A 24,009-nucleotide genomic window follows, 5' to 3' on the forward strand; every position below is an offset into this window, starting at 1 on the left:
GCTCAATTTCTTATAAGCAAGTGTTGGCGTGGGTTTTTAAAGGGTTTTGGTATGGCTACAGGCGCTCGGTGCCCAGCGCCCTGGCCAGCCTTGCGTCCAGCGGCAAGGGTTCGCTTTGCAGGCGGGCGGCCAGCAGTTCGCCGCACAACAGGGCCAGGGTCAGCCCCCGCGCACCCATGGCGGTGTTGACCCAAAGCCCCCGAAGGTCCGTGGCGTCCACGGGGCCGACGATGGGCAGGCGATCCGGCGCGGTGCAACGCACGGCGGCCCAGGACTGCACGGCAGGGGCTGCCGCAGGCCCCTCTTCAAGGTCTGATGCCGCGAGGGGGGTGGAGAGCGCCCGGGCAAATGCGGGTTCCAGCTCCGGGGCTATCCCGGGCAGCAGGCCCTGCAGCTTGGCCCAGTTGGTGGCGTGGGCCGCCTGGACATCGGCGGCGGTGGGGGGCAGGGCCTCGACGTCGCGTTCAAAAGTGGAGCCCACTACCCAGCCATGGTGGCCCACAGGGGTGTCTTCCAGCGGAAATCGAGGAACCAGGTTGCCGTTGCCATTGGCCGGAAACGGCAGCAGTGGCGCCGCAGGGTCCGTATGCACGCCCCAGGACACCTGCCCCCGCACCGGCTGCAAAAGCCAGCGGTGGTTGAGCAGCGGGAGGCTGCCCGCGCCCGCCGCGATGACCACGGTGGGCGCCTCGGCCAGCACCTGGCCCTGGGCGTCTAGCGCCTGCCAGATGGAGGTCGCTGGGCTGCCGTCGGCGGCAGGGCGCTCGGTGCGTCGCAACTGCGCCACCTGGCAGCCGCCTTGCCAGCGTATGCCGGGCTGCGCCAGCAAGGTCCTGGCCAAACGCGCAGGGCGCACCCAGCCCGCCTGGTGGTGCCAGCAGGCCGTGGCATCGGTGGGCAATTGGGCCTTCGCCAGCGTGGCAGGTGATGCAGGCTCGCTCCAGGCCGCGCCCGGCCCGGCTGCCCAGCCGGGGGGCAGGCCGGGTGTGCCATCGGTGCGGTGCTCCAGCACACCACAATGGGCCCAGTCCACGCCCTCGCTCAGCAGCCAGCGGGCCTGCTCCAGCGTGGTGCGGATGCCGCTGCGCGACAAGCGCGAGAGCACGCTGTCATCCGGCGATACATGCGGCGCAAACACCCCAGCGGGCAGGGCCGATGCGCCTGCGGCGGGCTCGGGGGCCTGGTCCAGCACCATGACCTGCCAGCCGCGCCGCGCCAGGCTGGCGGCGGTGGCCGCGCCCGCAATGCCGCCGCCGATCACGATGCAGGGGCCGGGCAGGGCGGGGTCGGCCGTGGCCACAGGCTGGCGCGTGGTCCGCGGTTCCCAGCGCGGGTTGTAGGTGGCGTGCAGGTTGTCGCGCTTGGGCGGCACACCGGGCACACGGGTCACTTCAAAGCCACATTGGGCCAGGGCATCGCGCACAGCGCGTGCGATGGTCCAGGTGGCGAGTTGTGTACCGCGACGGCAACAGCGCGCTACGGCCTTCAGGGTGTGCAGGTCCCAGTTTTCGGGGTTCCGTTGGGGGCTGAAGCCGTCGAGGTAGATGGAATCCACCGTCAGGTTCTGCTGGCGCAGCATGGCCTGGGTGTCGCCCACATACAGGGTGAGCAGCACCCGGCCGTCATCAAAACGCAGGCGGTGCACGCCCGGCAGCAGGCCCCACCATTGCTGGTGCAGTGCTTCTGCCAACGGGGCCAGCTCAGGGTGGACTGAGGTGGCACGCAGCAGATCGGCTGCACTCACGGGCCAGGCTTCTGTCGATACGAAGTGCAGCAGCGTGGGCCGCGTGGGGTCGGCCCGCCAGGCGGCCCAGGTCACCAGGAAGTTCAGGCCAAAGCCAAACCCTGTCTCCAGAATGCGCCATTGCGGCTGCCCCGCCCAGGCCTCGGGCAGGCCACAGCCGTTCAGAAACACCCGGCGGGCCTGGTCCAGGCCGCCGTTTTCGCTGTGGTAGCGGTCGCCGAAGCGGGGACTGTAGGGGGTGCCGTCCGGCAGCCACTCGATGGGTTCAGTCATGAGAACGGCAAAAGGCCGGCGTGGCGCCGGCCTGTTGGAAAGAGAAGGCGGTTTTTACCGCGAACCGCTCCGGGGTGTGTTGCGCTGCGTCACGCACTGGGCGGGACGTATCCCGCCGCGGCGTCTGCGCCGCCGCCGAAGAAATGATTCTCCATCTGCCGCGCCAGGTACTGGCGGGCTCGCGCATCGGCCAGGTTCAGGCGGTTTTCATTGACCAGCATGGTCTGGTGCTTGAGCCAGCCGGCCCAGGCTTCCTTGCTCACGCTTTCCCAGATGCGCTTGCCCAGTTCGCCAGGGTAGGGGGGGAAGTCGAGGCCTTCGGCTTCCTTGCCGAGCTTGATGCATTGAACGGTGCGTGCCATGGGGTGTTTCCTTGTATGGAGCGAGCAAACAGGGGTTGCTCAGATGTTTTGGATATAAAGAACTGAAATCTCAGTAGTTCCAGTTTTGAAGAGGGCCTTCCAGAATGCGTTTCATCGGTGTTTTGCACCGAAATACATTCCCAAAAAAGAGGCCTCCAATGAACTTTCGCCGCGACTTTATCAAGTTTCCCTTCGCTGCCGCCCTGGTGGGCAGTTTGGCCCTGACGGCATTGCCGTCGTTTGCACAGTCTGTGACGCTGCTCAATGTGTCGTACGACCCCACCCGCGAGTTGTATGTGGAGTTCAACCAGGCTTTCTCCAAGCACTGGAAGGCCAAGACCGGCCAGGACGTGACCATCAAGCAAAGCCATGGCGGCTCGGGCAAGCAGGCGCGCTCCATCATTGACGGGCTGGATGCCGACGTGGCCACCCTGGCGCTGGCTGGCGACACCGACGCGCTGCATGCCAACGGCGGCTGGATCCCGAAGGACTGGCAAAAGCGCCTGCCGCACAACAGCTCGCCCTACACCTCCACCATCGTGCTGGTGGTGCGCCAGGGCAACCCCAAGGGCATCAAGGACTGGGACGACCTCATCAAGCCCGGCATCAGCGTGATCACGCCCAACCCCAAGACCTCGGGCGGCGCCCGCTGGAACTACCTGGCCGCCTGGGAATTCGCCAAGCGCAAGCTGGGCAGCGATGCCAAGGCCAAGGACTTCGTGGCCAAGCTGTACGGCAATGTGCCGGTCCTCGATACGGGCGCGCGCGGCTCCACCATCACCTTTGCCCAGCGCAACCAGGGTGATGTGCTCATCGCCTGGGAAAACGAGGCCTACCTGCTCGAAAAGGAATTCGGCGCCAAGTTCGACGTGATCGCCCCCTCAATCTCCATCCTGGCCGAGCCCGCCGTGACCGTGGTGGACAAGAACGTGGACAAGAAGGGCACGCGCGCCGTGGCCGAGGCCTACCTGCAGTACCTCTACACCGAAGAGGGCCAGGACATCGCCGGCAAACACTTCTACCGCCCGGCCGTGTCTGACAAAGCCAAGGCCAAGTACGCCAAGCAGTTCCCCAAGCTGAACCTGTTCACCATCAACGATGCGTTTGGTGGCTGGGACAAGGCGGCCAAGGACCACTTTGCGGACAACGCCAGCTTCGACCAGATCTATACGCGGAAATAAGTTCACCCCGCCTGGGCGGGTGGGGTGGGTGGTGCCCCAGCCTCGGCGAACCCCGCCCGAACGGGCGGGGAGGGGTACTGCTCGTCCATTTTTATAAGAAATCAGCCTCTGGCGCTTGTCTGTAAAGCGCTGATAGCTATCAAAACAGTAGTATAGGAACGATATGTCCGCCTTGCTCATCGCCGGCAGCCCTTCAGAACGCTCACGTTCTGCCGCCTTGCTCGATGCCGTGGCCCAGCGCCTGTCGGTGCGGGGTGCGCTGGTGGACCGCGTCCACATCCGCGACCTCTCGCCCCAGGCGTTGCTGCTGGCCGATTTTGGCCACCCCACGGTGGTGGGGGCCATCGACCAGGTGGCCCAGGCCCGCGTGCTGGTGGTGGCCACGCCGGTCTACAAGGCGGCTTACAGCGGCGTGCTCAAGGTGTTTCTGGACCTGTTGCCCCAAACGGCACTCAAGGGCAAGGTCGTGTTGCCCCTGGCCACGGGCGGCAGTCCGCACCACATGCTGGCACTGGACTATGCCCTGCGCCCGGTGCTGCAGTCGCTCGGCGCCAAAAGCATCCTGCCGGGCATCTATGCCACCGATGCCCAGGTCACGCTGACGCCCGAAGGCTCCTACCATCTGAACGACGACATTGCCACCCGGCTGGACGAGGCCGTCAATGTGCTTGTGACCGAAACCCTGCGGCCATCGCCCGCCCAGGCCACACGGTTTGCGCCCGTGCATTTCTCCCAGGTGCGATGTAGCGTCTGACGCCAGCTCGGCGCTGCGGCAGGCCCGCAGTGCCAGCGCCACCTTCCTTCCCCTTCTTTCACCTTTTTTGATTTTTGCTGCGCCGGGTGCGCGGGCAGGGCGGCGTGCCGCCTGCTGCAAGCCCGGCTCCTGCGCCCACCCTTTGTTGTGCATCGCACTCGGAATCCGCCCCATGAATGAACTGACCCGTTTTTCCCTTCAGCGCCGCCACCTGCTCGCCACGGTCGCGGCCACCGCCGCAGTGGCTGCCGCCCCCCAGGCCTGGGCCCAGGCCCCCGCCGCTTCCCGCGTGCTGCGTGTGGGCCACCAAAAGGGTTGGCTCTCCATCCTCAAAGGGCGTGGCACGCTCGAAAAGCGCCTGGCCCCGCTGGGGGTGAAGGTCACCTGGACCGAGTTCAACGCAGGCCCGGTGCAGCTCGAAGCGCTCAACGTGGGCTCCATCGACTTTGGCGATGTGGGCGAGGCGCCCCCCATCTTTGCCCAGGCGGCAGGCGCCCCGCTGGTCTACGCCGGTGCCACCGTGCCGCGCCCCGCGCTGGAGGCGGTGATCGTGCCAAACGGTTCGCCCATCCGCAACGTGGCCGACCTCAAGGGCAAGCGCGTGGCCTACAACAAGGGCTCCAACGTGCAGTACTTCCTGGTCAAGCTGCTCGAGAAGAATGGCCTGAAGTACGGCGACGTGCAGTCCGTCTTCCTGGCGCCGGCCGATGCGCGGGCCGCCTTTGAAAAGGGCGCAGTCGATGCCTGGATCATCTGGGACCCTTTCCTGGCCGCCGCCCAGAAAACCCTGGACGCCCGCCTGCTGGCCGACGCCACGGGGGTGGTCAACAACCGCGCGTACTACTTCACCTCGCGCGACTTCGCGACCAAGAACACCGACGTGCTGCGCATTGCGATCGAAGAGGTCAATGCGATTGACACCTGGGCCTCCAAGAACAAGACGGCCGCCGCCGCCGAATTGTCTGCCGTGCTGGGGCTGGACAAGTCCATCACCGAGCTCTACCTCAACCGCGCGAAGTTTGGCACCGCCCCGGTCACCCGCGAGATCCTGGCCGAGCAGCAACAGATCGCAGACACCTTCTTCGACCTGAAGCTGATCCCCAAAAAGCTCAACCTGCTGCACGCCGCGCCCGTCGATCTGCTGTAACCCCCACCGTTCAAGGAGCCTGCCATGCCCGCGCCCATGCCCTTTCCGTTGCATGCACAGCTGCAGCGCGTTCTGTGTGTGACGGCCGCCGCCTGGGGGCTGAACACGCAGCAACGCCGTGTGGTGCACCGTGCCCCGCAGTTCGGCTTTGCCATTTCGTATTGAACGTACCGAACGCACTGAAAAGACCTGCTCCATGCAAATCTTCTGGTTCATTCCCACCCACGGCGACAGCCGTTACCTCGGCACCGCCAAGGGCGCACGCCAGCTCAGCCACGACTACCTCCAGCAGGTGGCCGTGGCGGCCGACAGCCTGGGCTACGAAGGCGTGCTGATCCCCACCGGCCGCTCCTGCGAAGACCCCTGGGTCGTTGCATCCAGCCTGATCGCAGTGACGAAGAAGCTCAAGTTCCTGGTCGCCGTGCGCCCCGGCCTGCACCAGCCCGCGCTGGCCGCGCGCATGGCGGCCACGTTCGACCGGCTGTCGGGCGGGCGCCTGCTGATCAACCTGGTGACGGGCGGCGACCAGACGGAGCTGGAGGGCGACGGCGTTTTTCTGGACCATGCCACCCGCTATGAGCAGTCGGCCGAGTTCATCCGCATCTGGCGCGAGATCCTGGCGCGCAGCCACGAGGGACAGACCTTTGACTACGAAGGCAAGCACCTGTCCGTGAAAGGCGCCAAGCTGCTGTTCCCGCCGCTGCAGAAGCCGCATCCGCCCGTGTATTTCGGCGGGTCATCCGATGCTGCCCATGACCTGGCCGCCGAGCAGGTCGAGACCTACCTCACCTGGGGCGAGCCCCCCGCCGAAGTGGCGAAAAAGGTGGCCGACGTGCGCGCCCGTGCTGCCAAGCAGGGCCGCACCGTGAAGTTCGGCATCCGCCTGCACGTCATCGTGCGCGAAACCGACGACCAAGCCTGGGCCGCCGCCGAAGAACTCATCAGCCATGTCGATGACGACACCGTGGTGCGTGCGCAGGCCGTGTTCTCGCGCATGGATTCCGAAGGCCAGCGCCGCATGGCCGCATTGCACAACAAGGGCGTCAAGCGCAGCCGCAAGGACCTCGAAATCAGCCCCAACCTGTGGGCGGGCGTGGGCCTGGTGCGCGGTGGCGCGGGCACCGCGCTGGTGGGCGACCCGCAGACGGTGGCCGCACGCATCGAGGAGTACGCGGCCCTGGGCCTGGACACCTTCGTGCTCTCGGGCTACCCGCACCTCGAAGAGGCCTACCGCTTCGCCGAGCTGGTGTTTCCGCTGCTGCCGCTGAAGCTGCGCGACCAGCTCGCTGGCGGCAATCCGCTGGGCCCGTTTGGCGAGACCGTGGCCAACGACTTTGTGCCGCGCGCGTCGCAAAGCTGAAACCGCCCCCAAAGGAGCCTGCCATGAGCATCCAGTCCATCAACCACGTGCAGCTGGCCTTCCCGGCCGGGGCCGAGGCGCCGATCCGGCGCTTCTACGCCAGCCTGCTGGGCCTGCCCGAAGTGCGTCTGAAAGCCGGCAACACCCTGCGTTTTGCCGCCGGCACGCAGCGCATCGACCTGGTGCCCACCGAGCACTGGCAGCCCGCCCCTGCGGTGTCGCACCTGGCCTTTGAGGTGCAGGACCTGCCTGCGCTGCGCCACCGCCTGCTGCAGGCCGAGCTGGCGCTGGTGGAAAACCGCGCGCTGCCCGGGTACCTGCGCTTTTACGTCAAGGACCCGGCGGGCAACCAGCTGGAGTTCCTGGAGCCCGACCACGAATACGACAACGAACAAGAACGCGAGAGCACCCCATGACCCAGACACAGACCCAGGCGGTGCGAGAGCTGCAGATTTCGCCCGTGGCGGACTCCGTAGACCTGCCGATCGAGGGGCCGTTGCTGCCCGCTCCCTTGGCCCGCTTTCTGGCCAACGTCGCACAGCGCCTGCTGCCCTGGGCCGTGCCCGTGGGCCTCATCGTGCTGTGGCAGATCGCATCGTCGCAAGGCTGGCTGTCCAGCCGCGTGCTGCCGGCCCCGCTCGAAGTGGTCAAGGCCGCCTGGACCCTGACCGAATCCGGTGAGCTGTGGACCCACGTCAAGGTCAGCGCGGGCCGCGCGCTGGCCGGGCTGGCCATCGGGGGTGGTCTGGGGCTGCTGCTGGGCCTGCTCACCGGCTCGGTCAAGCTGTTTGAAACGCTGCTCGACTCCACCATCCAGATGGTGCGCAACATCCCTGCGCTGGCGCTGATCCCGCTGGTGATCCTGTGGTTCGGCATCGACGAGTCGGCCAAGCTGTTCCTCATCAGCGTGTCGGTGTTCTTCCCGATCTACCTCAACACCTTCCACGGCATCCGCAATGTGGACCCGGGCCTCATCGAGATGGGCCGCACCTACGGCCTGGGCCGCTGGCAGCTTTACCGGCAGATCATCCTGCCCGGTGCGCTCTCCAGCATCCTGGTGGGGCTGCGCTTCTCGCTGGGCCTGATGTGGGTGATCCTGATCGTGGCCGAAACCATCTCGGCGCAGGCCGGCATTGGCTACCTCACCATGAACGCCCGCGAGTTCCTGCAGACCGACATCGTGCTCGTGGGCATCCTGCTGTACGCGCTGCTGGGCAAGCTGGCCGACGTGTTTGCCAAGGGGCTGGAGCGGTACTGGCTGCGGTGGCATCCCGGGTATCAGGCATGAACATCCCCCTGAGCGGCTGTGCCGCTTCCCCCTTCTCTCTACGCGCTGCGCGCTGCGCGCTACGGGAAGGGGGACGACGCCAGCGCGGCGGGGCGGCCCTTGCGCGGCGTCCCTGGCATTGGGCCTCGCCGAGCGCAGTCATTGCGCCCAGGTACTCACTTTTTTATAGCTGCTAGCGCTTTTTAGACATGCGTAGGAGGCAATTTTGACTAGAAATATTACCCCGCCATCGCAGCCACAAGGCGTCCGCCTGGAAGTGCGTGGCGTGGACAAACGCTACGGCACGCGTGACGTGCTCAAGAAGACCGAGCTGGTCATCGAGCCCGGCCAGTTCGTCGCCATCGTGGGCCGCAGCGGCTGCGGCAAGAGCACGCTGCTGCGCCTGGTGGCGGGGCTCGAATCCGTCTCGGGCGGTGCGATCCGCCTCGACGGCCAGGACGTTGCGGGCCTGAGCAGCGACACCCGCATCATGTTCCAGGACTCGCGCCTGCTGCCCTGGAAGCGCGTGGTGGACAACGTGGCCCTGGGCCTGCCACCCGGGCAACGCGGCGCGGCGGCCGACGTGCTGGCCCGCGTGGGCCTGGGCGACCGGCTGGGCGAATGGCCCGCGCGCCTGTCCGGCGGCCAGCGCCAGCGTGTGGCTCTGGCCCGCGCCCTGGTGCACAACCCACGGCTGCTGCTGCTCGACGAACCGCTGGGCGCGCTGGATGCGTTGACCCGCATCGAGATGCACCGCCTCATCGAAGGCCTGTGGCGCAGCAGCGGCTTCACCGCGCTGCTGGTCACCCACGACGTGCAAGAGGCCGTGGCCCTGGCCGACCGCGTGATCCTGATCGAAGACGGCCAGATCGCGCTGGACCAGCGCATCGACCTGCCACGCCCCCGCTCGCACGGCGACGCCGCGTTTGCCGCCATCGAAAAACGCATCCTCGACCGCGTGCTGCAAAAGCCCGATGGGGAACCTGCGCACGAGGTGCCCTGGCCCGGCGTGCCCGCGCACGGTTTGCGCTGGGCGGTGTGATGGATTACCCCCAGAGCCGCTTCGCGCCTTCCCCCAAAGGGGGACGCCACCGGTGGCCTGGCAAAGCCAGTTCCACGGTGGCGCTGGCCTGGAAGGCGCCAGTGTCGGGCGCCGTGTTAGTGGTGTAGCACCGAGGTGTAGTGCCTTTTTTGTTTCTTTTTTCAACGGACTTATCAAGGAGAACCCCATGTCCATTCAAGCCATCAACGTACGCAACCAGTTCAAGGGCAAAGTGCGCGAAATCATTCGCGGCGATGTTGTCTCCGAGGTCGATGTCGAAACGCCCTGGGGCGTTGTCACCTCGGTCATCACCACCCGCTCGGTGGACGACCTGGGCCTGGTCGTCGGCTCCGACGTGGTCGCGCTGGTCAAATCCACGGAGGTGTCGATTGCCAAGCTGTGAGGCAGCCGTGGAACAGAAAATTTGAATGAAATAGGGCTCCAGCGCTTGGTGGGTAAGCGCTGGAAGCTATCAAATTGAGCGGTGTGCTAGCCTGCCATGATTCTGCGATTTATGCACGAATCGAGCGGAAAGCGTGGCGAATGGCTGAGAGTAGACCAGATGAAAAAGGCAAGAGCCGGTCCCCAATTCAATGGCCCAACAACTCACGCTGCTTGCTCCCTCTGGCCTTGGGCCAGATCGGCCGAGGTCCGGCCTGCGGCATTCCTGGCCAGGGCATCTGCACCATGCTCAAGGAGCATTTCAGTCACCTGGGGGTTCTCATCACGCGCGAACCAACATTGCATCCCGTTTCCCCCCACCCACGTCTGCCCGCTGCAGTAGTGCAGGGCGGTGTTGTTGTAACAATCGAGGGCATGCACATCGGCGCCCGCGCGGAGCAGGTATTCCACCGCAGCTACGTCGTCCGTGAGCGCTGCGGCCATCAAGGGCGTCCCATGGCGGCCCACGCGCCCTTCCATCACCCAAATGGGCTCAGCCGCCCGGGAATTCACGTCGCAGTAGAAACCTTCCACGAGGTGGCGGACCATGGCCATTTTCTCGGGTTCATAGCTCGCGGCGGTACAGGCATGGACCAACAAATCCTTGCCCGCCAGGTGCGTGTTGTTGTGGGCTATTTTTTTGAAAACCGCTAGTGAAAGGCCATTCACCGCATCAATGAAGGTGCTTGCGCTGACCGGGGCACCATGCGACAAAAGCTTGTCGACGAATTCAACATCCCTGGACTGGGCCGCGAAACCAAGGGCGTCACAGCCATCGTTATCGCGAGCTGTCATGTCCGGGTTGCGGCGCAAGACGATCTCAAGGTTGTGCGCATGGATGCCGAGGCGCTCTGTGGCTTCATCAAGGACCTCCTCATCGTCCTCTAGCTCCGCGTCGGCAAGGCCTCGCACAGCCCAGCGGTAGTTCTCACAAGCCACCAGCAACGGGGTGCGGCGGTTGTCGTCAACAAAATCGATGCCCTCCTTGCTGCCCGTTATCGCATCGAGTTCGGTGTCGGTAATCTTGCGGTGGGCCATCTCCGCCAGGAACTCATCCGCCTCCTCGCTCACGTCACTGTGGGCGTCTTCAGCGTATATGTCATCGCCTTGTTCGCCAAATCGCACGGTTTCTACCTCACCGGTTTCAAACAGCGTGGAAACCGCCGAGCCTTGCTCCACATATTTTTCGATGAAGGGCCAGATATGGTGAGACATGTCGTTCTTGCCGCCCGCGAACCCGATCCGCACAAGATCGCGCCCGTCCACTTCGCATTCCATGTGCAGCAGTTCGAACGCCCGTGCGAGAAAGGTAGTCTGCATAAACTCCTGCTCATCCCCGATATAGCCCGACACCGCCGTGTGTGCGGCACACCCGTTCTGCAAACTTTTCAGCGCCTCAGCCTGCTGTCCCTCGTTGATCCGTAAGCTAGTCGCCGTGACCGAAGCATTCATCCCCATTGCTGATCTCCCTTGATATCGTTGTCGGCAGAAGCGAAAGCGGAAACCGCAAAAGCCTGTTTGCCTTTTCATAGCCCTTTGGGCCGCTGTCACACCGTGGCCGATGATAAGTAGAGCTTGCCGGGCGTTGCTGGACAAGTTGTCCAGTGGGCCGCCACTCAGCGCTAGAAGCTGCACGAAGAGTGATTCGATGTTTGTCAGAAACCGATGCCTGAGGGGGCGGATGTTCCATCGGTGGTTCGGGTGTTGGGGGCCATGAAGTGATTTCGCAAACCTCTGTAGAACCGGTTTTCTGAATAGGAACCCCTGAATTTCTCGCCACCCATCGTGCGCGCTAAATTCGGGGGAGTTCGTGTCTAATGTTTTATAAATGCGCGCTAGTAGCTATCAAAAAATGAGTACCCCGCCACCGGCTATCTGGCAAGAACCCTGGGGCCATTCAGCCCAAAACCGCCTGCGCGGCTTAGACTCAGCCGCATGACGATCCTCCTTCTTTGCACTTTTGCCGCCTTGGCTGCGCTGCTCCACGCAGCGGCTGTCGCGCGAGCGGTGGCAAAGAAAAATGCGCGTCGTCAGCTGACGCCAGCACATTCCTAAGCCCGGCGGCACCCTCTCTCCCCATCCTCTTTCAGCGCAACCATCCACCGCCGGGCACCAGCCTCGCGCGGTAGCGGCCGTTTGACCCCACGGGGCGGCAGCCGCATTTGATGGAGTGCTTTCATGCATGAAGTTGTTGTTGTCGTTCATGGCGAGCGCACGCTCACAGAACTTGATTTTTCCCGTCTGACGAGGCTTGCGGGCCAGCGGCAGCCGCCCATTCTTGCGGACCTCCTTGCGAACGCCGAAGTGACCAGTTCCCGCGCTGTGCGGTCTGACGTGGTCACCATGTATTCCCGTGTGGAACTGGTGGACGTGCACACCCACCGGCGCCAGGTGCTCACGGTTTGCTATCCGCAGGATGCAGAACCCGCAGCGGGTTTTATCTCGGTGCTGTCGCCGGTGGGCATCAGCCTGCTGGGCCTGAGGGTGGGGGATGTTGCCAAGTGGCACACGCCGCATGGCGAAGAGTGCGCGGCCGTGGTTGAGAGCATCCAGTTCCAGCCCGAGGCCACGGGCGACTACGTCACCTAGTCCTTTCCGCAAGCCTGCGGCCCGCCCCTGGCCGCGCCCCGCCCATCACAGCCATCCAGCCCGGCGCCGTCTCGCAGCGGCGTTGCGGGACAGGTGCGCGCTGTTCAATCAGAAAGACGTTCAACCATGACCCCTCGCTCCATCCTCGTCGTCACCGATTTTTCCCAGCAGGGAGGCCACGCGCTTGCGCGCGCAGCGCTGCTCTGCGTTGAGCACCGTGCTCCATTGAAGCTGGTCTATCTGGCCCACCCCGGTGAAGTCCCCCTGCCGGACGCTGCCGTGCGGCTGTCGCACCACGCGCTGCAGCTTCGGCAGCGCCACAACATTCACGTCCATGCGGCAGCGCGCATCGACTCCACGGTTGCGGATGTCGCCCGCGAGGCAGCGGGTGCTGACCTGGTGGTGTGGGGCACGGCGCCAGTGCGTGGGCTGCGCGCCTGGTTCGGCACACATCCGGCCATCCAGATGCTGCGTACCTGCCAGCGCCCCGTGATCGTCGTGCGCAATCCCGCAGACCAGCCCTGCCGAAGCTTGATGGTGGCGGTGGACTTCTCTCAGGTGTCGCACCGTCTGGTGGAGCTGGGCTTGGCGTTGCATCCGTCCGCACGGGTGGAGCTGTTCCACGCCATCAGCACTGCCAACGAAGGCAAGCTGCGGTATGCCGAAGTGTCTGAACGCGCCATCCAGATCTACCGGGAGCAGTGCCGGCGCCACGCGCAAGACAGGATGTTCACGCTGACCGATTCTTACGACGCACGGCGCAATCGGCTCTCGTCTTCCATCGGGCGGGGCGACCCTGCGCGGCAGGTTCTGGTGGCGCAGCAGAACACGGCAGCTGACCTGATCGTGGTGGGCAAGCACCCGGCTTCTGCGTTGTCAGACCTGATGTTTGAGAGCGTTGCGCAACGCATCCTGCGCGATGCACGCACGGATGTGCTGGTGGTGCCGCACGGTTTTCAGCCCGCGTCCCGTGGTTCTGCCGTGAAGCGCCTTGCCACCGATCTGCCCGTGCGCCGCGTGAAGGCGGGCGCGCCGCGCTCGCCGAGCCATCCCAACCCGGCCGCGCACCGGGAACCTCTGCACCTGTTCACGAACAGTCCTGCACCACCACGTCCTTGACAACCCCCAGTGCCCGGGGCAGGTCTTCGAGGGCCACCGATCCCAGCGCGACGCGCAGCGCGTGGGGCACATGGGTGGTGGTGGCAAACCCCTCGGCGGTCGACACCGACACCCCGCGTTCTGCCAGGGTGGCGGCGATGCGGTCGGCCCGTTGGTCGTCGCCCAGCGGCAGCCAGACGAAGTACGAGTGCGGGTGCCGCACCAGCCGCAGCCCCGCCAGCGCCCGGGTGGCAATGGCCTGGCGCTGCGCGGTGTCTGCGCGTTTGTCGGCCTCCAGCCGGGCCACGGTGCCGTCTTCGATCCAGCTGCAGGCGATGGCGGTGACGACCCCGGCCGTGTTCCAGGCGGTGGCGCGCACGGCGCGCTCGATGGGGGCGATCAGCTCCCGCGATGTGGCCACAAAGCCAAACCGCAAGCCCGTGGCCACGTTCTTGGACAGGCTGGAGAGGTACACCGTGCGCTCGGGTGCCAGCGCCGCGATGGGAGGCGGCGCCTCGGGCGCGAGGTAGGCGTAGGGTGCGTCTTCGATCATCAGCAGGTCATGCGCGCGGGCCATGGCCACCAGGCGCTTGCGTGCGCGGGCACCCATCACGCAGCCCAGCGGGTTGTGCAGGGTGGGCATGGTGTAGATGGCGCGCACGGGCCGGGTTTCGCACAGGCGCTGCAGGGCGTCCAGGTCGGTGCCGGCAGGGCCGACCGGCACCGGGGCAAGGTCCAGCCGCAGGCGTTCTGCCAAAACCCGAAAGCCGGGGTAGGTGAGGGCATCCACCGCCACCACGTCGCCGGGGTTGAGCAGGCCCATGGCCGCCACGGCCATGCCGTGCTGCGCGCCGTTGACGATGAGCACCTGCTCGCCCGTCACCTGCAATTGGCGTGCCTTCAGGTGCCCGGCCACGATGGCGCGTTCGTGCGGCCGACCGCCATAGGGGTGGTAGTGCAGCAGCGATTCCAGGTCGCCAGAGGCGGCCAGCTTGCGCAGCGCGTCCCGCAGCAGGTCTGCCTGGCCCGGCACGCTGGGGTTGTTGAAGGACAGGTCGGTGGCGCTGGGCGCGGGTGTGGTGAGGTCGGCGTCGGCACCGCGCGGGGAGGCCGGGTCGCGCACAAAGGTGCCGCGCCCGGTTTCCCCCACCACCAGGCCGATGGCCTCCAGCTCGGCATACACGCGGCTTGCCGTGGCCAGCGCAAGGCCGTGCCGCTGGGCCAGCGCGCGGTGGGTGGGCAGGCGGGTGCCCGGCCGCAGCTGCCCTGCGCGGATGTCGGACGCCAATGCGTCCACCACTTGTTTGTACCGAACCTGGCCCATGGCGTTGTGCCCCTGCGTTGAAACGTATCTATGACAATTTTTCGATTGTATTGAATGCCACCGGTAGGATGCATTTCGCCATTCCGTGCTTCATTCACTCTCCTTTCCTCTACTGAACAGGAACACCACCGCCATGCGCATCGCCATCCTGACCTTCGACGGTTTCAACGAACTCGACTCCCTGATTGCCCTGGGGCTGCTCAACCGAGTGAAGAAACCGGGGTGGGAGGTGTCGCTGTGCTGCCCCACCGCCCGGGTGTGTTCCATGAACGGTGTGACGGTGGAGGCTCAGTCGCTGCTGCCGTATGCGCGTTCGGCCGATGCCGTGCTGGTGGGCAGCGGTATGAAGACTCGCGAGGTGGTGCAGGACGCCGCGCTGATGGCGCAGCTCGACTTCGATCCGGCGCGCCAGCTGCTGGGCGCCCAGTGTTCGGGGGCTTTGATCCTGGCCAGGCTGGGCTTGCTCGACGGCGTGCCGGCCTGCACCGACCTGACGACCAAGCCCTGGGTCCAGGAGGCCGGCATCACTGTGCTGAACCAGCCCTTTGTGGCCCGGGGCAATGTGGCCACGGCGGGCGGTTGCCTGTCGGCGCAGTACCTGGCAGCCTGGCTGATTGCGAGGCTGGAAGGGCCCGAGGCGGCCCGCGAAGTCATCCACTACTTTGCCCCGGTGGGCGAGAAGGAGGAGTACGTCGCCCGCGCGATGGGCCACATCGAAAACCAAGTCCCCATCGCCAGCTTGGCGTAGGCTGGCCGCAGGCGGCGCCGGTCACGGGCCGCAGGTCTGCCCACACCGCAGGAAAAGTGCAGGGCGGCAACGGGCTGCTGGTGGGGCGCTGCCGGTAGACGTTATCGGTACGCGGAGCTCAGGTCCAAGGCCGGGGTGTGACCGCGAAGGCCACCGCCGCCCCCATGGCCCGGCAGTGTGAATACCGCTACGGCGTTCACCAGATCCTGTGCCTGGGTGCGCATGTTGTTGGCGGCGGCGGCCATCTCTTCGACCAGCGCCGCGTTTTGCTGGGTGGCCTGGTCGATCTGGCTGACCGCCTCGCCGATCTGGGTGACGCCGGTGCTTTGTTCGCTGCTGGCGGCGGTGATCTCGCCCACGATGCCGGTGACGCTGCGGATGGCATTGACCACCTCGGTCATGGTGGCGCCGGCTTTGTCAACCTGTGCAGTGCCACGTGCCACACGCTCCACGCTGGTGGAGATCAAGAGCTTGATTTCCTTGGCCGCGTCGGCCGAACGGCCGGCCAGGTTGCGCACCTCGCTGGCCACCACGGCAAAGCCCCGGCCTTGCTCGCCTGCGCGGGCGGCTTCCACGGCCGCGTTCAGCGCCAGGATGTTCGTCTGGAAGGCAATGCCATCGATCACGCCAATGATGTCGGCGATTTTCTGGGAGCTTTCGTTGATGCCCTTCATCGTCTCCACCACCTCGGCCACCATGGCGCCGCCTTCGGCCGCCACCGTGCTGGCGTTCAAGGCCAGCCGGTTGGCCTGAACGGCGTGGTCTGCGTTTTGCCGCACCGTGCTGCTCAATTGTTCGGTGGATGCGGCGGTCTCCTGCAGCGCGCTGGCCTGGTGTTCGGTGCGGCTGCTCAGGTCCAGATTGCCCTGGGCGATCTCGGTGCTGGCGTTGGCCACGCTGTCGGAGGTCTGGCGCACGCTGGCCACCACGGTGGACAGGCTGGCCTGCATCGCCGCCAGGGCCTGCATCACGGCCGCCACCTCGTCCTTGCCGCTGGTGTCGATGGGCTGGCTCAGGTCGCCACGGGCCACTGCATCGGCCACCTGTCCGGCCCGCTGCAGCGGCCGGGTGATGCCACGCACCAGGGCCGCGCCAAAGAGTGCAGCAAACAGCACCCCGAGGGCGATCGAGCCGATGACGATCCAGCGGATGGTGCCAAACCGCTGGGCGGCGTCGTCGTATTCGTCCCGGGCTTCCTTTTGGGTCAGGGCCAGCAGCGCGCCGATATCGGTGCTGATGGGGTCGTACAGGTCGTCGAACTTGCGCACCACCAACACCCGCGCCGTGGCCACGTCTGCGTCCTTCAGCGCTGCCAGTGCAGGGGCCAGCCCCTCCTTCATGATCTTCTGGCGTTGCTCGCCGATGGCCTTGATGTACTTCTGGCGCTCTGGGCTCATGGCGGTGGCCAGCAAAGCCTCCCAGGCCTGTTCGCTCTTGCCGATGTTGGCCTCTGCCTCCTCAATGGCCTTGGCCACTTTCTCTGGCGCTGGCGACAGCAGCGCGTTGGATACCAACTGTCGATTGCGTGTGGTCAGGTAGCGAAAGTCGGCCACCGCCCGCTGGGCCTGCATGCGGTTCTGGTACATCGACTCCATGGCGGCGTTGGCCCTGGCGATGCCGAACAGACCAATGGTCCCCAATGCCACGAGCAAGGCAGAGAGCACGCCCACCAGCACCAGCAACCGCGTAAATATCTTGAAATTTCTCATGCACGGTCCCTCTTGCCGTTCGTGTAAGTGAATGTTCAGAATACCGTGCGAGGCGCCCTCGATTTGCCCGAAACAGGGCCAAAACCGGTGGAATTCAGGGTAAATCGGGGTACGTTTTTTGGGTGTGCGCGATTGCCATTTCGGCATCCCTGCGCTGCCCCGTAGCCGTGGCGCGGGGGCTTCGCACCAAGAAAAAGACCCGCACGTGGCGGGTCTTTTTCTTGCGGAATCGGGCTCCTGCAATGGGCGCCTGCGGTCTACGCCGCCTTGGCCAGCGGCGTTGCGTACCGGCTCGCGGGCCGTGCCAGCCCCAGGTTTTCGCGCAGCGTTTTGCCTTCGTACTCCGTGCGGAACAGGCCGCGCCGCTGCAGCTCGGGCACCACCAGCTCGACAAACTCGTTGAGCGACTGGGGCAGCACGGGAGGCATCACGTTGAAGCCGTCGGCTGCGCCGTTTTCAAACCATTCCTGCATGCGGTCAGCGATGGTCTCGGGCGTACCCACCACCACCCAGTGGCCGCGCGCGCCGGCCAGGTATTCGTACAACTGGCGCACGGTGAGCTTGTCGCGGCGGGCCAACTGCAGCACCACGTGGGCGCGGCTGTTGATGCCCTTGGGCGGCTCAGGGATGTACGGGGGCGGGGCGTCCAGGTCCCACTTCGACAGGTCGTCGCCGGGCCAGAACGGCGCGAGCGTAGCCAGGCCCACGCTGGGGTGGATCAGCGCTTGCAGCTCGGCCCACTTGGCCTGTGCTTCTTCCTCGGTGCGCCCGATCACAGGGGAGATGCCGGGCAGCACCAGCAGCTCTTCGGGCTGTCGGCCGTATTTGGCCATGCGGCCTTTCACGTCCTTGTAGAAGGCTTGCGCTTCGGCAAGGCTGGTCCAGGCGGTAAAGATGGCTTCGGCCGTGGCGGCGGCCAGTTCCTTGCCGTCCTCGGACGAGCCAGCCTGCACGATGACGGGATGGCCCTGCGCCGAGCGTTCGATGTTCAACGGCCCCTGCACCTTGAGGTGCTTGCCCACATGGTTCAGTGCGTGCAGCTTGTCCGGGTCGAAGTAGATGCCTGAGGCCTGGTCGCGCACCAGGGCGTCGTCGTCAAAGCTGTCCCACAGGCCCTTGACCACGTCCACAAACTCGTGGGCGCGCTCGTAGCGCGTGGCGGGGTCGGGGTGGGTGTCGAGGCCAAAGTTGCCGTAGACATTTTCGGCGCTGGTCGTCACCACGTTCCAGGCGGCGCGGCCCTTGCTGATGTGGTCGAGCGATGCAAACTTGCGCGCCAGCAGGTATGGGTCTTCGTAGGTGGTGGACGCGGTAGCCACAAAGCCGATGTGCTTGGTGACGGCCGACAGTGCGGCCCACAGCGTGACGGGCTCGAAGTGCGAAATGCGGCCCTGGCGGCTGAAGGACTCGCGGTCGCCCTTGTGCCACACGCCGGGGCTGTCGGCCACGAACACCTGGTCGAACAGGCCGCGCTCTGCCGTTTGCGCCACCTCGATGTAGTGGTCGATGTTCACGCCCGAATCGGACTGCGAGCCGGGGTGGCGCCAGGCGGCGACGTGGTGGCCCGTGGCCATGATGAAGGCGCCGAGGCGCAGTTTTCTGGAGGGTTGGTGTTGGGTCATGGAGCTGTCCAAATGTGTGTGAAGCGCATGCGAGCGTTGAAACCGGCGCGGCCCAGGCCAGCGCACCCGTGGAACCGGCTTTGCCGGGCCGGGGGGGGCGTCCCCCCTTGGGGGGATGGCGCCGAAGGCGACTCAGGGGGCTATCTCTTGGGGTTACTCCGTGATAGTGATGCGATGCAGCTTGCGGTGCTGCGGGAAGAAGTCGCCCACCGCGTAGTGCTGGGTGGAGCGGTTGTCCCACACGGCCAGCGTGCCCTCTTGCCAGCGCAGGCGGGCCTGGAATTCGGGCACCTGGGGCAGGGCGAACAGCTGGGTCAGCAGGGTGTCGCTCTCCACGCGCGACAAGCCCTTGATGTGGCTGGTGAAGGTGGAGTTCACATACAGGATCTTCTTGCCCGTGATGGGGTGCACGCGCACTACCGGGTGCTCCACCGGCGGGTATTTGGCACGTGCTTCGCGCAGTTGGTCGCCGGTGGCGTCCTTGGCCAGCAGGTATTCCGTCCAGCCGCTGATCTCCCAGGTGTGCACGGCCGTCAGGGTCTCCAGGTAGGCCTGGAGCGCGGGCGGCAGGCTGGCGTAGGCGGCCGTCAGGCTGGCCCACAGCGTGTCGCCGCCGCTGGCGGGAATCACCTGCGCGTAGAGGCTGGTGCCCAGCGGCGGCTGCTCGCGCCAAGTGATGTCGGCATGCCAGTTGCTGGAGGCCTTGGGGCGCTCGGCCGTGCTCTCCACGATCTCGATCTCGGGGTGATTCTCCAGCCGGGGGAAGAACGCCTTGACCTCGGCCACGTTGCCAAAGCTGCGGGTGAAGTCCACCTGCTGCTGCGGCGTGATGTGCTGGTTGCGGAAGAACAGCACCTCGTGCAGGGCCAGGGCCTGGCGCAGCTCGGCCTGCGTGGCCGCGTCCAGCGGCTGGCGCAGGTCCAGGTCGTGGACCACGGCGCCGATGGTGGGGGTGTAGGGCTCGACCGCGAAGCGGGTGAAGGTGGGGTGCAAGTCGTTGAGGTTGGACATGGTGCTGCTTTCTGAAACGAGGGTGGATGAAAGAGAACGCCCATGGAATTGGGACAGTGCACGCGCTGCGCATCAACGAAGCAGTTCGTATATGCATAGTCGGAAATCCGCGCGCTGCAGCGGTGCGCCGCGCTTGGCAATGCGCAAATTTGCATATCTGTTTTTGGTCGTTGGTGGCGGTGCCTGGCCTGCCTAGAGTGGCTGTCGATTCATGACAACAGGCACGAAAGGTCAACACATGAGAAAACCGCGATGGAACGCAGTGCTGCGCAGGGCCGCAGCGGCAGCGGTCGCCGCCACGGCACTGGGGCTTTGGCTGGGCAGTGCCGCCGCGCAGGCACCCGAGCCACTGAAGGTGATCCGCATCGGCGTTGCCACTGGTGGCGTGGGCAGCGACCCAGTGCGGCATGGCGGCACGTCGGCAGCGCTGGCCTACACCGATGGTGGGCTGGAGGAGGAGTTCAGGAAAGACGGGGTGAAGGTGCAGTGGACCTTCTTCAAGGGCGCGGGCCCCGCCGTGAACGAGGCACTGGTCAACAAGCAGCTTGACTTTGCCTGGCAGGGCGACTTGCCCTCCATCGTGCACCGCGCCAGCGACGTGAAGACCAAGATCATCCTGGGCAGCGGGGTGCGCGGGGGGCTGTACCTGGCCGTGCCGCCGGATTCGAACATCCGGCGCCTGGAAGACCTCAAGGGGCGCAAGGTGGCGGTGTTCAAAGGCACCAACCTGCACCTCGCCGCCGTGCGCGCCCTGGCCGACAAGGGCCTGAGCGAGCGCGATGTGAAATTGGTCAACCTGGACTTCCCCAGCGCGGATGCCGCACTCATCGCCAAGGATGTCGACGCGGCCTTTGGCTACGTGGGCCTGTTCCGGCTGCGTGACCAGGGCCTGGCCAAGGTGGTCTGGTCGGCGTCGGAAGACTCCTTCAAGTACACGCGCCAGACCGCACTGCTGGTGAGCGATGACTTTGCCGCCCGCCACCCCCAGGTGGTCGCACGGGTGGTGAAGACCGTGGTGCAGTACGCACACAAATATTCCGACGAGAACCGCCGCGCCGAGCTGTTTGCGCTGTGGGGCAAGGCCGAATACCCCGAGAAGGTCTGGCGCGAGGATTTCATCGGCCAGCCCTTGCGGGTGCGCCTGTCGCCCTTGCTCGACCCGTTCCTGGTGGCGCGCTACAAGGATGCGGCAGACGAGGCCCACAAGCTCAAGCTCATCCGCAAGAAGCCCGAGATTGACAGCTGGTTTGACCGCCGCTACCTGGATGCCGCGCTCAAAGAATTGAAGCTTGAAGGTTACTGGCCCGTGTACGGCAGCAACGGAGAGCTGGCCGCACTTTGATCGATTTTCTTGGAGTGGGATGGGCGTGAGAGAGGCCCTTTGACAACCCGCCCGCACGGTGTGCGCGGCGGGTTCTTTTTTGCCACGGCGCCAGGTCAAGGTCTCTCAAGCCTCACCCCACATAACGCCCGGGCCGCAGCTCATGCCGCAAACATCTTTGTCATTGCATATAAGCATTAACTATTTATTTTTATAACAAACTTCTTTTACATTCTTTTTTGTTGTTAAGGCGTGTGCGTTTTTGCCAGCACCCAAGCGCGGGGGCTGGGGCGCACCGGCAAGAAAGGACATGTTCGCAATGACGATCCAGGCGTTGAATGCTGCCCCACAGGGCGGTGGGGCAGGAGGGGCGCCGCAGCTGGCTGCCGGCAAGCGCCCGGCGCAGCCACAGGCGCTGGCCGAGGCACGGCGGAGCGCCAACGGGCGATGGCGCTGGTTGTGGGCCTGGCCCTTCCCGCTGGCACTGCTGGCCTTGTGGCAGTTGTCGGCCGTGTGGGGCTGGGTGCCCGAGCAGGTGCTGCCGCCACCGGCCGCCTTGTTCAAGGTATTTGGCGAACTGCTGGCCAGCGGCGAGCTGTGGGACCACCTCACCATCAGCATGGTCCGCGTGTTTGCGGGCTTTGGCATTGGCCTGGCCCTGGGCCTGTTGCTGGGCAGTGCCATGGGCCTCTCGCCCACGTTCCGCGACTACGTCTTCCCGCTGTTCAAGGCTTTCAGCCAGGTGCCGGTAATCGGCTGGCTGCCGCTGCTGATCCTGGTGGTGGGCATTGACGAGGGGCTGAAGTTTTTGCTGATTGCCAAGGCGGCCTTGGTGCCGGTGGCCATCAACACCTGCCAGGGCATTCAGAACGTGCCCAACCGGCTGGTGGAGGTGGCGCGTGTGTATGGTTTCACGCGCTGGCAGATGCTGCGCAAGGTGGTGTTCCCTGCGGCCACGGCGCCCATCTGGAACGGCGTGCGCTACGGCCTCACCCATGCATGGCTGGCGCTGGTGGTGGTGGAGCTGCTCGCGTCCTCCGAGGGCATCGGTTTTCTCATCGTCTATGGCCGCCAGCTTTTTCAGCTCGACGTGGTGCTGGCCGCCGTGCTGGCCGTGGGCATCGTGGGTTTTGTGATCGACAAGCTGCTGGCCACCTCCGAGGCGTGGCTGCTGCGCTGGCGCAAGCCGGGGCTGTGAGCGGGGGTATGCACATGTCTTCTGTGAACGTGCCATTGAACGTTTTTCAAAGGGTGCCCCGGCGCCTGCGAGGCTGGGTGTTGCCCACGCTGATCCTGGCGGTGTGGTGGGTAGCGGTGGAGTGGGGTGGTTCGACCTCGCCCTTGCTGGTGTCGCCGCTGGCCGTGTGGCAGCGCGGCATGGGCCAGGTGGCCAGTGGTGAGCTGTGGGTTGCGCTGTCGGCCAGCCTGTGGCGCATGGCCTGGGGGTTTGTGATCGGCTCCAGCATCGGGCTGGCGGTGGGGGCGCTGCTGGGCTGGTCGCGCTGGGCCGAGCAGCTGGTGGGCCCAACTTTTCACACGCTCAAGCAGATCTCGCTGTTTGCGTGGATTCCGATGCTGTCGATGTGGTTTGGCCTGGGCGACGCGGCCAAGATCGCCTTTGTCGCGATGGCCGCGTTTTTCCCGGTGGTGCTCAACACCTTCGAGGGCCTGCGCAGCGTGCCGCGCGAATACCTGGAGGTGGCCCGTGTGTACGGGTTCAGTGTGTGGCAGACGCTGCGCCGTGTGGTGGCGCCTGCGGCCGCGCCCTCGCTGTTCACGGGCATCCAGCTGTCGCTCATCTACACCTGGCTGGCCACGCTGGGGGCGGAATACCTGCTGGCCTCGGGCAAGGGCATTGGCAACACGCTGATCGACGGGCGCGAGCACTTCTGGATGGACCTGGTGCTGTTTGGCGTGGTGGTGGTGGGCCTGGTGGGTTTTGCGCTGAACTGGCTGCTGGCCGCGCTGGAAAAGCAACTGCTGGCGTGGCGCGATCGCACCGTGGCGCAGTACTAGTGCCCCCTGAGGCGCTTCGCGCCATCCCCCTCAGGGGGACGCCCCTAAGGGCCTGGCGAAGCCAGTTCCCCGGCGGCACTGGCCTCGGCCGCGCCAGTCTCGACCAATAGCTAAGAACAACGTCATTCGAAGAGGAAATACACCATGGCACACGCCGGCACCCTGGCCATCTGCGGCCTGAACAAGCAGTACGAGGTCAAGGGCGAAGCCCTGCCCGTGCTGCAGGACATCCACCTCACCATCGAACCCGGCGAGTTCGTGAGCATCGTGGGCTCCAGCGGCTGCGGAAAGTCCACGCTGCTGCGCCTGGTCATCGGCCTGGAGGGCGACTACCAGGGCGAGATCCTGCTGGGCGGCCAGCGCATTGTGGGCACCAGCCTCAACCGGGGCATCGTGTTCCAGGAGCACCGGCTGTTCCCCTGGCTCACGGTCGAGAAGAACGTGGCGCTGGGCCTGCTCAACTCCAGCCTGACCGAAGGCCAACAGCGCGCCACGGTGCGCGAGCACATCGAACTGGTGGGCCTGCAAGGCTTTGAAGCAGCCTACCCGCACCAGTTATCCGGCGGCATGTCGCAGCGCGTGGCCATTGCGCGGGCGCTGGTCAACCGGCCCGACATCCTGCTGCTGGACGAGCCCTTTGGTGCGCTCGACGCGATGACCCGCGCCCACCTGCAGCAGGAGCTGCACCGCATCTGGCAACAAGAAGGCATCACCATGATCCTGGTGACCCACGACGTGGAAGAGGCCGTGTACTTGGGCAACAAGGTGGTGGTCATGGAGCCACGCCCCGGCCGCATCCGCCGCATCGTGCCGGTGGACTTGCCACATCCGCGTGAGCGCACGTCGTTTGCCTTCACCACCGCCAAGGACGGCGTGCTCAAAGAGTTTTCAGCCCATCCCGCCGCCGACCTGGCAGAGCCACCGCTCAAGCGCGGCGAGCAGATTGCTCCCGCCTCGCAGTGGCAGTTTGCCGTCTGAGCGCTTCTTTTCTAACCCCTTT

23 protein-coding genes are annotated in these 24,009 nt (G+C 65.6%); 16 read left to right on the top strand and 7 right to left on the bottom strand.

The features are described 5' to 3' along the window. Positions 1-55: 55 nt before the first annotated feature. Together mnmC and IB243_RS01320 are read right to left on the bottom strand one after the other, a co-directional pair. Positions 56-2,017, bottom strand: a complete 1,962-nt coding sequence (gene mnmC, locus IB243_RS01315; RefSeq protein WP_192424466.1) for an FAD-dependent 5-carboxymethylaminomethyl-2-thiouridine(34) oxidoreductase MnmC — start codon at positions 2,015-2,017, stop codon at positions 56-58. Positions 2,018-2,106: 89 nt separating this feature from the next. Beyond that, positions 2,107-2,379, bottom strand: a complete 273-nt coding sequence (locus tag IB243_RS01320) for an oxidative damage protection protein (protein WP_010461281.1) — start codon at positions 2,377-2,379, stop codon at positions 2,107-2,109. A gap of 158 nt (positions 2,380-2,537) precedes the next feature. Here IB243_RS01320 and IB243_RS01325 point away from each other — a divergent pair, with 158 nt between their 5' ends. The 9 genes from IB243_RS01325 to IB243_RS01365 all read left to right on the top strand — a co-directional run bounded on the left by IB243_RS01325 (position 2,538) and on the right by IB243_RS01365 (position 9,533). After that, positions 2,538-3,560: a sulfate ABC transporter substrate-binding protein gene (locus tag IB243_RS01325; RefSeq protein ID WP_010461283.1), complete on the top strand. Its 1,023-nt coding sequence runs from the start codon at positions 2,538-2,540 to the stop codon at positions 3,558-3,560. 163 nt (positions 3,561-3,723) lie between these two features. After that, positions 3,724-4,314 carry an NADPH-dependent FMN reductase gene (gene ssuE, locus IB243_RS01330; protein WP_010461285.1) on the top strand — a complete coding sequence of 197 codons (591 nt, stop codon included), beginning with the start codon at positions 3,724-3,726 and terminating at the stop codon, positions 4,312-4,314. Between the two features lie 172 nt (positions 4,315-4,486). After that, a complete protein-coding gene (locus IB243_RS01335) occupies positions 4,487-5,461 on the top strand; it encodes a sulfonate ABC transporter substrate-binding protein (protein WP_192424468.1) in 975 nt (324 codons plus the stop codon). Between the two features lie 24 nt (positions 5,462-5,485). Beyond that, a complete protein-coding gene (locus IB243_RS01340) occupies positions 5,486-5,626 on the top strand; it encodes a hypothetical protein (RefSeq protein ID WP_010461289.1) in 141 nt (46 codons plus the stop codon). Positions 5,627-5,657: 31 nt separating this feature from the next. After that, complete coding sequence (ssuD, locus tag IB243_RS01345) at positions 5,658-6,821, top strand: FMNH2-dependent alkanesulfonate monooxygenase (RefSeq protein WP_192424470.1); 1,164 nt, start codon at positions 5,658-5,660, stop codon at positions 6,819-6,821. 23 nt (positions 6,822-6,844) lie between these two features. Next, positions 6,845-7,237, top strand: coding sequence for a VOC family protein (locus tag IB243_RS01350; RefSeq protein WP_057223825.1), 393 nt, complete (start codon positions 6,845-6,847; stop codon positions 7,235-7,237). After that, a complete protein-coding gene (gene ssuC, locus IB243_RS01355; protein WP_192424472.1) occupies positions 7,234-8,109 on the top strand; it encodes an aliphatic sulfonate ABC transporter permease SsuC in 876 nt (291 codons plus the stop codon). The genes IB243_RS01350 and ssuC overlap by 4 nt, the downstream gene beginning before the upstream one ends. Positions 8,110-8,314: 205 nt before the next feature. Next, positions 8,315-9,130, top strand: a complete 816-nt coding sequence (locus IB243_RS01360; RefSeq protein ID WP_085940264.1) for an ATP-binding cassette domain-containing protein — start codon at positions 8,315-8,317, stop codon at positions 9,128-9,130. A 187-nt stretch (positions 9,131-9,317) separates the two neighbouring features. Then, entirely contained in the window at positions 9,318-9,533 is a 216-nt protein-coding gene (locus IB243_RS01365) for a molybdopterin-binding protein (RefSeq protein WP_010461298.1), read from the top strand. Between the two features lie 203 nt (positions 9,534-9,736). Here the strand turns inward: IB243_RS01365 and IB243_RS01370 are convergent, their stop codons facing one another. Continuing rightward, the gene (locus IB243_RS01370) at positions 9,737-11,023 is read right to left on the bottom strand and encodes an ankyrin repeat domain-containing protein (RefSeq protein WP_192424474.1); all 1,287 of its coding nucleotides are present in this window, start codon (positions 11,021-11,023) and stop codon (positions 9,737-9,739) included. Positions 11,024-11,749: 726 nt separating this feature from the next. Here IB243_RS01370 and IB243_RS01375 point away from each other — a divergent pair. Then, complete coding sequence (locus IB243_RS01375; protein WP_010461303.1) at positions 11,750-12,160, top strand: GreA/GreB family elongation factor; 411 nt, start codon at positions 11,750-11,752, stop codon at positions 12,158-12,160. Between the two features lie 126 nt (positions 12,161-12,286). After that, on the top strand, positions 12,287-13,279 hold the full coding sequence (locus IB243_RS01380; protein ID WP_192424476.1) for a universal stress protein: 993 nt from the start codon (positions 12,287-12,289) through the stop codon (positions 13,277-13,279). Here the strand turns inward: IB243_RS01380 and IB243_RS01385 are convergent. Continuing rightward, positions 13,248-14,582, bottom strand: a complete 1,335-nt coding sequence (locus tag IB243_RS01385) for a PLP-dependent aminotransferase family protein (protein ID WP_192424478.1) — start codon at positions 14,580-14,582, stop codon at positions 13,248-13,250. The two genes, IB243_RS01380 and IB243_RS01385, sit on opposite strands and share 32 nt — an antisense overlap. Positions 14,583-14,715: 133 nt before the next feature. Between IB243_RS01385 and IB243_RS01390 the strand changes: the two genes are divergently transcribed. Next, complete coding sequence (locus IB243_RS01390; RefSeq protein WP_057272798.1) at positions 14,716-15,330, top strand: DJ-1/PfpI family protein; 615 nt, start codon at positions 14,716-14,718, stop codon at positions 15,328-15,330. Between the two features lie 101 nt (positions 15,331-15,431). Here the strand turns inward: IB243_RS01390 and IB243_RS01395 are convergent, their stop codons facing one another. The 3 genes from IB243_RS01395 to IB243_RS01405 all read right to left on the bottom strand — a co-directional run bounded on the left by IB243_RS01395 (position 15,432) and on the right by IB243_RS01405 (position 19,672). Continuing rightward, the gene (locus IB243_RS01395) at positions 15,432-17,039 is read right to left on the bottom strand and encodes a methyl-accepting chemotaxis protein (RefSeq protein ID WP_192424480.1); all 1,608 of its coding nucleotides are present in this window, start codon (positions 17,037-17,039) and stop codon (positions 15,432-15,434) included. 257 nt (positions 17,040-17,296) lie between these two features. Beyond that, entirely contained in the window at positions 17,297-18,661 is a 1,365-nt protein-coding gene (locus IB243_RS01400) for an LLM class flavin-dependent oxidoreductase (protein WP_192424482.1), read from the bottom strand. A 153-nt stretch (positions 18,662-18,814) separates the two neighbouring features. Then, positions 18,815-19,672: a TauD/TfdA family dioxygenase gene (locus IB243_RS01405; protein WP_192424484.1), complete on the bottom strand. Its 858-nt coding sequence runs from the start codon at positions 19,670-19,672 to the stop codon at positions 18,815-18,817. A gap of 238 nt (positions 19,673-19,910) precedes the next feature. Here IB243_RS01405 and IB243_RS01410 point away from each other — a divergent pair, with 238 nt between their 5' ends. From IB243_RS01410 to IB243_RS01425, 4 genes are all read left to right on the top strand, one after another. Further along, positions 19,911-21,014 carry an ABC transporter substrate-binding protein gene (locus IB243_RS01410; protein WP_225584655.1) on the top strand — a complete coding sequence of 368 codons (1,104 nt, stop codon included), beginning with the start codon at positions 19,911-19,913 and terminating at the stop codon, positions 21,012-21,014. 298 nt (positions 21,015-21,312) lie between these two features. Next, entirely contained in the window at positions 21,313-22,191 is an 879-nt protein-coding gene (locus IB243_RS01415; protein WP_192425324.1) for an ABC transporter permease, read from the top strand. Positions 22,192-22,199: 8 nt separating this feature from the next. Continuing rightward, on the top strand, positions 22,200-23,009 hold the full coding sequence (locus IB243_RS01420) for an ABC transporter permease (protein ID WP_370540291.1): 810 nt from the start codon (positions 22,200-22,202) through the stop codon (positions 23,007-23,009). Positions 23,010-23,153: 144 nt separating this feature from the next. After that, positions 23,154-23,987 (top strand): ABC transporter ATP-binding protein, encoded by an 834-nt coding sequence (locus IB243_RS01425; RefSeq protein ID WP_192424488.1) that lies wholly within the window; start codon positions 23,154-23,156, stop codon positions 23,985-23,987. The last annotated feature ends 22 nt before the right edge of the window (positions 23,988-24,009 follow it).

The sequence above is a fragment of the Acidovorax sp. ACV01 genome (genome assembly GCF_014851495.1).
In the GTDB taxonomy this organism is placed as follows: Bacteria; Pseudomonadota; Gammaproteobacteria; order Burkholderiales; family Burkholderiaceae_C; genus Acidovorax; species Acidovorax radicis.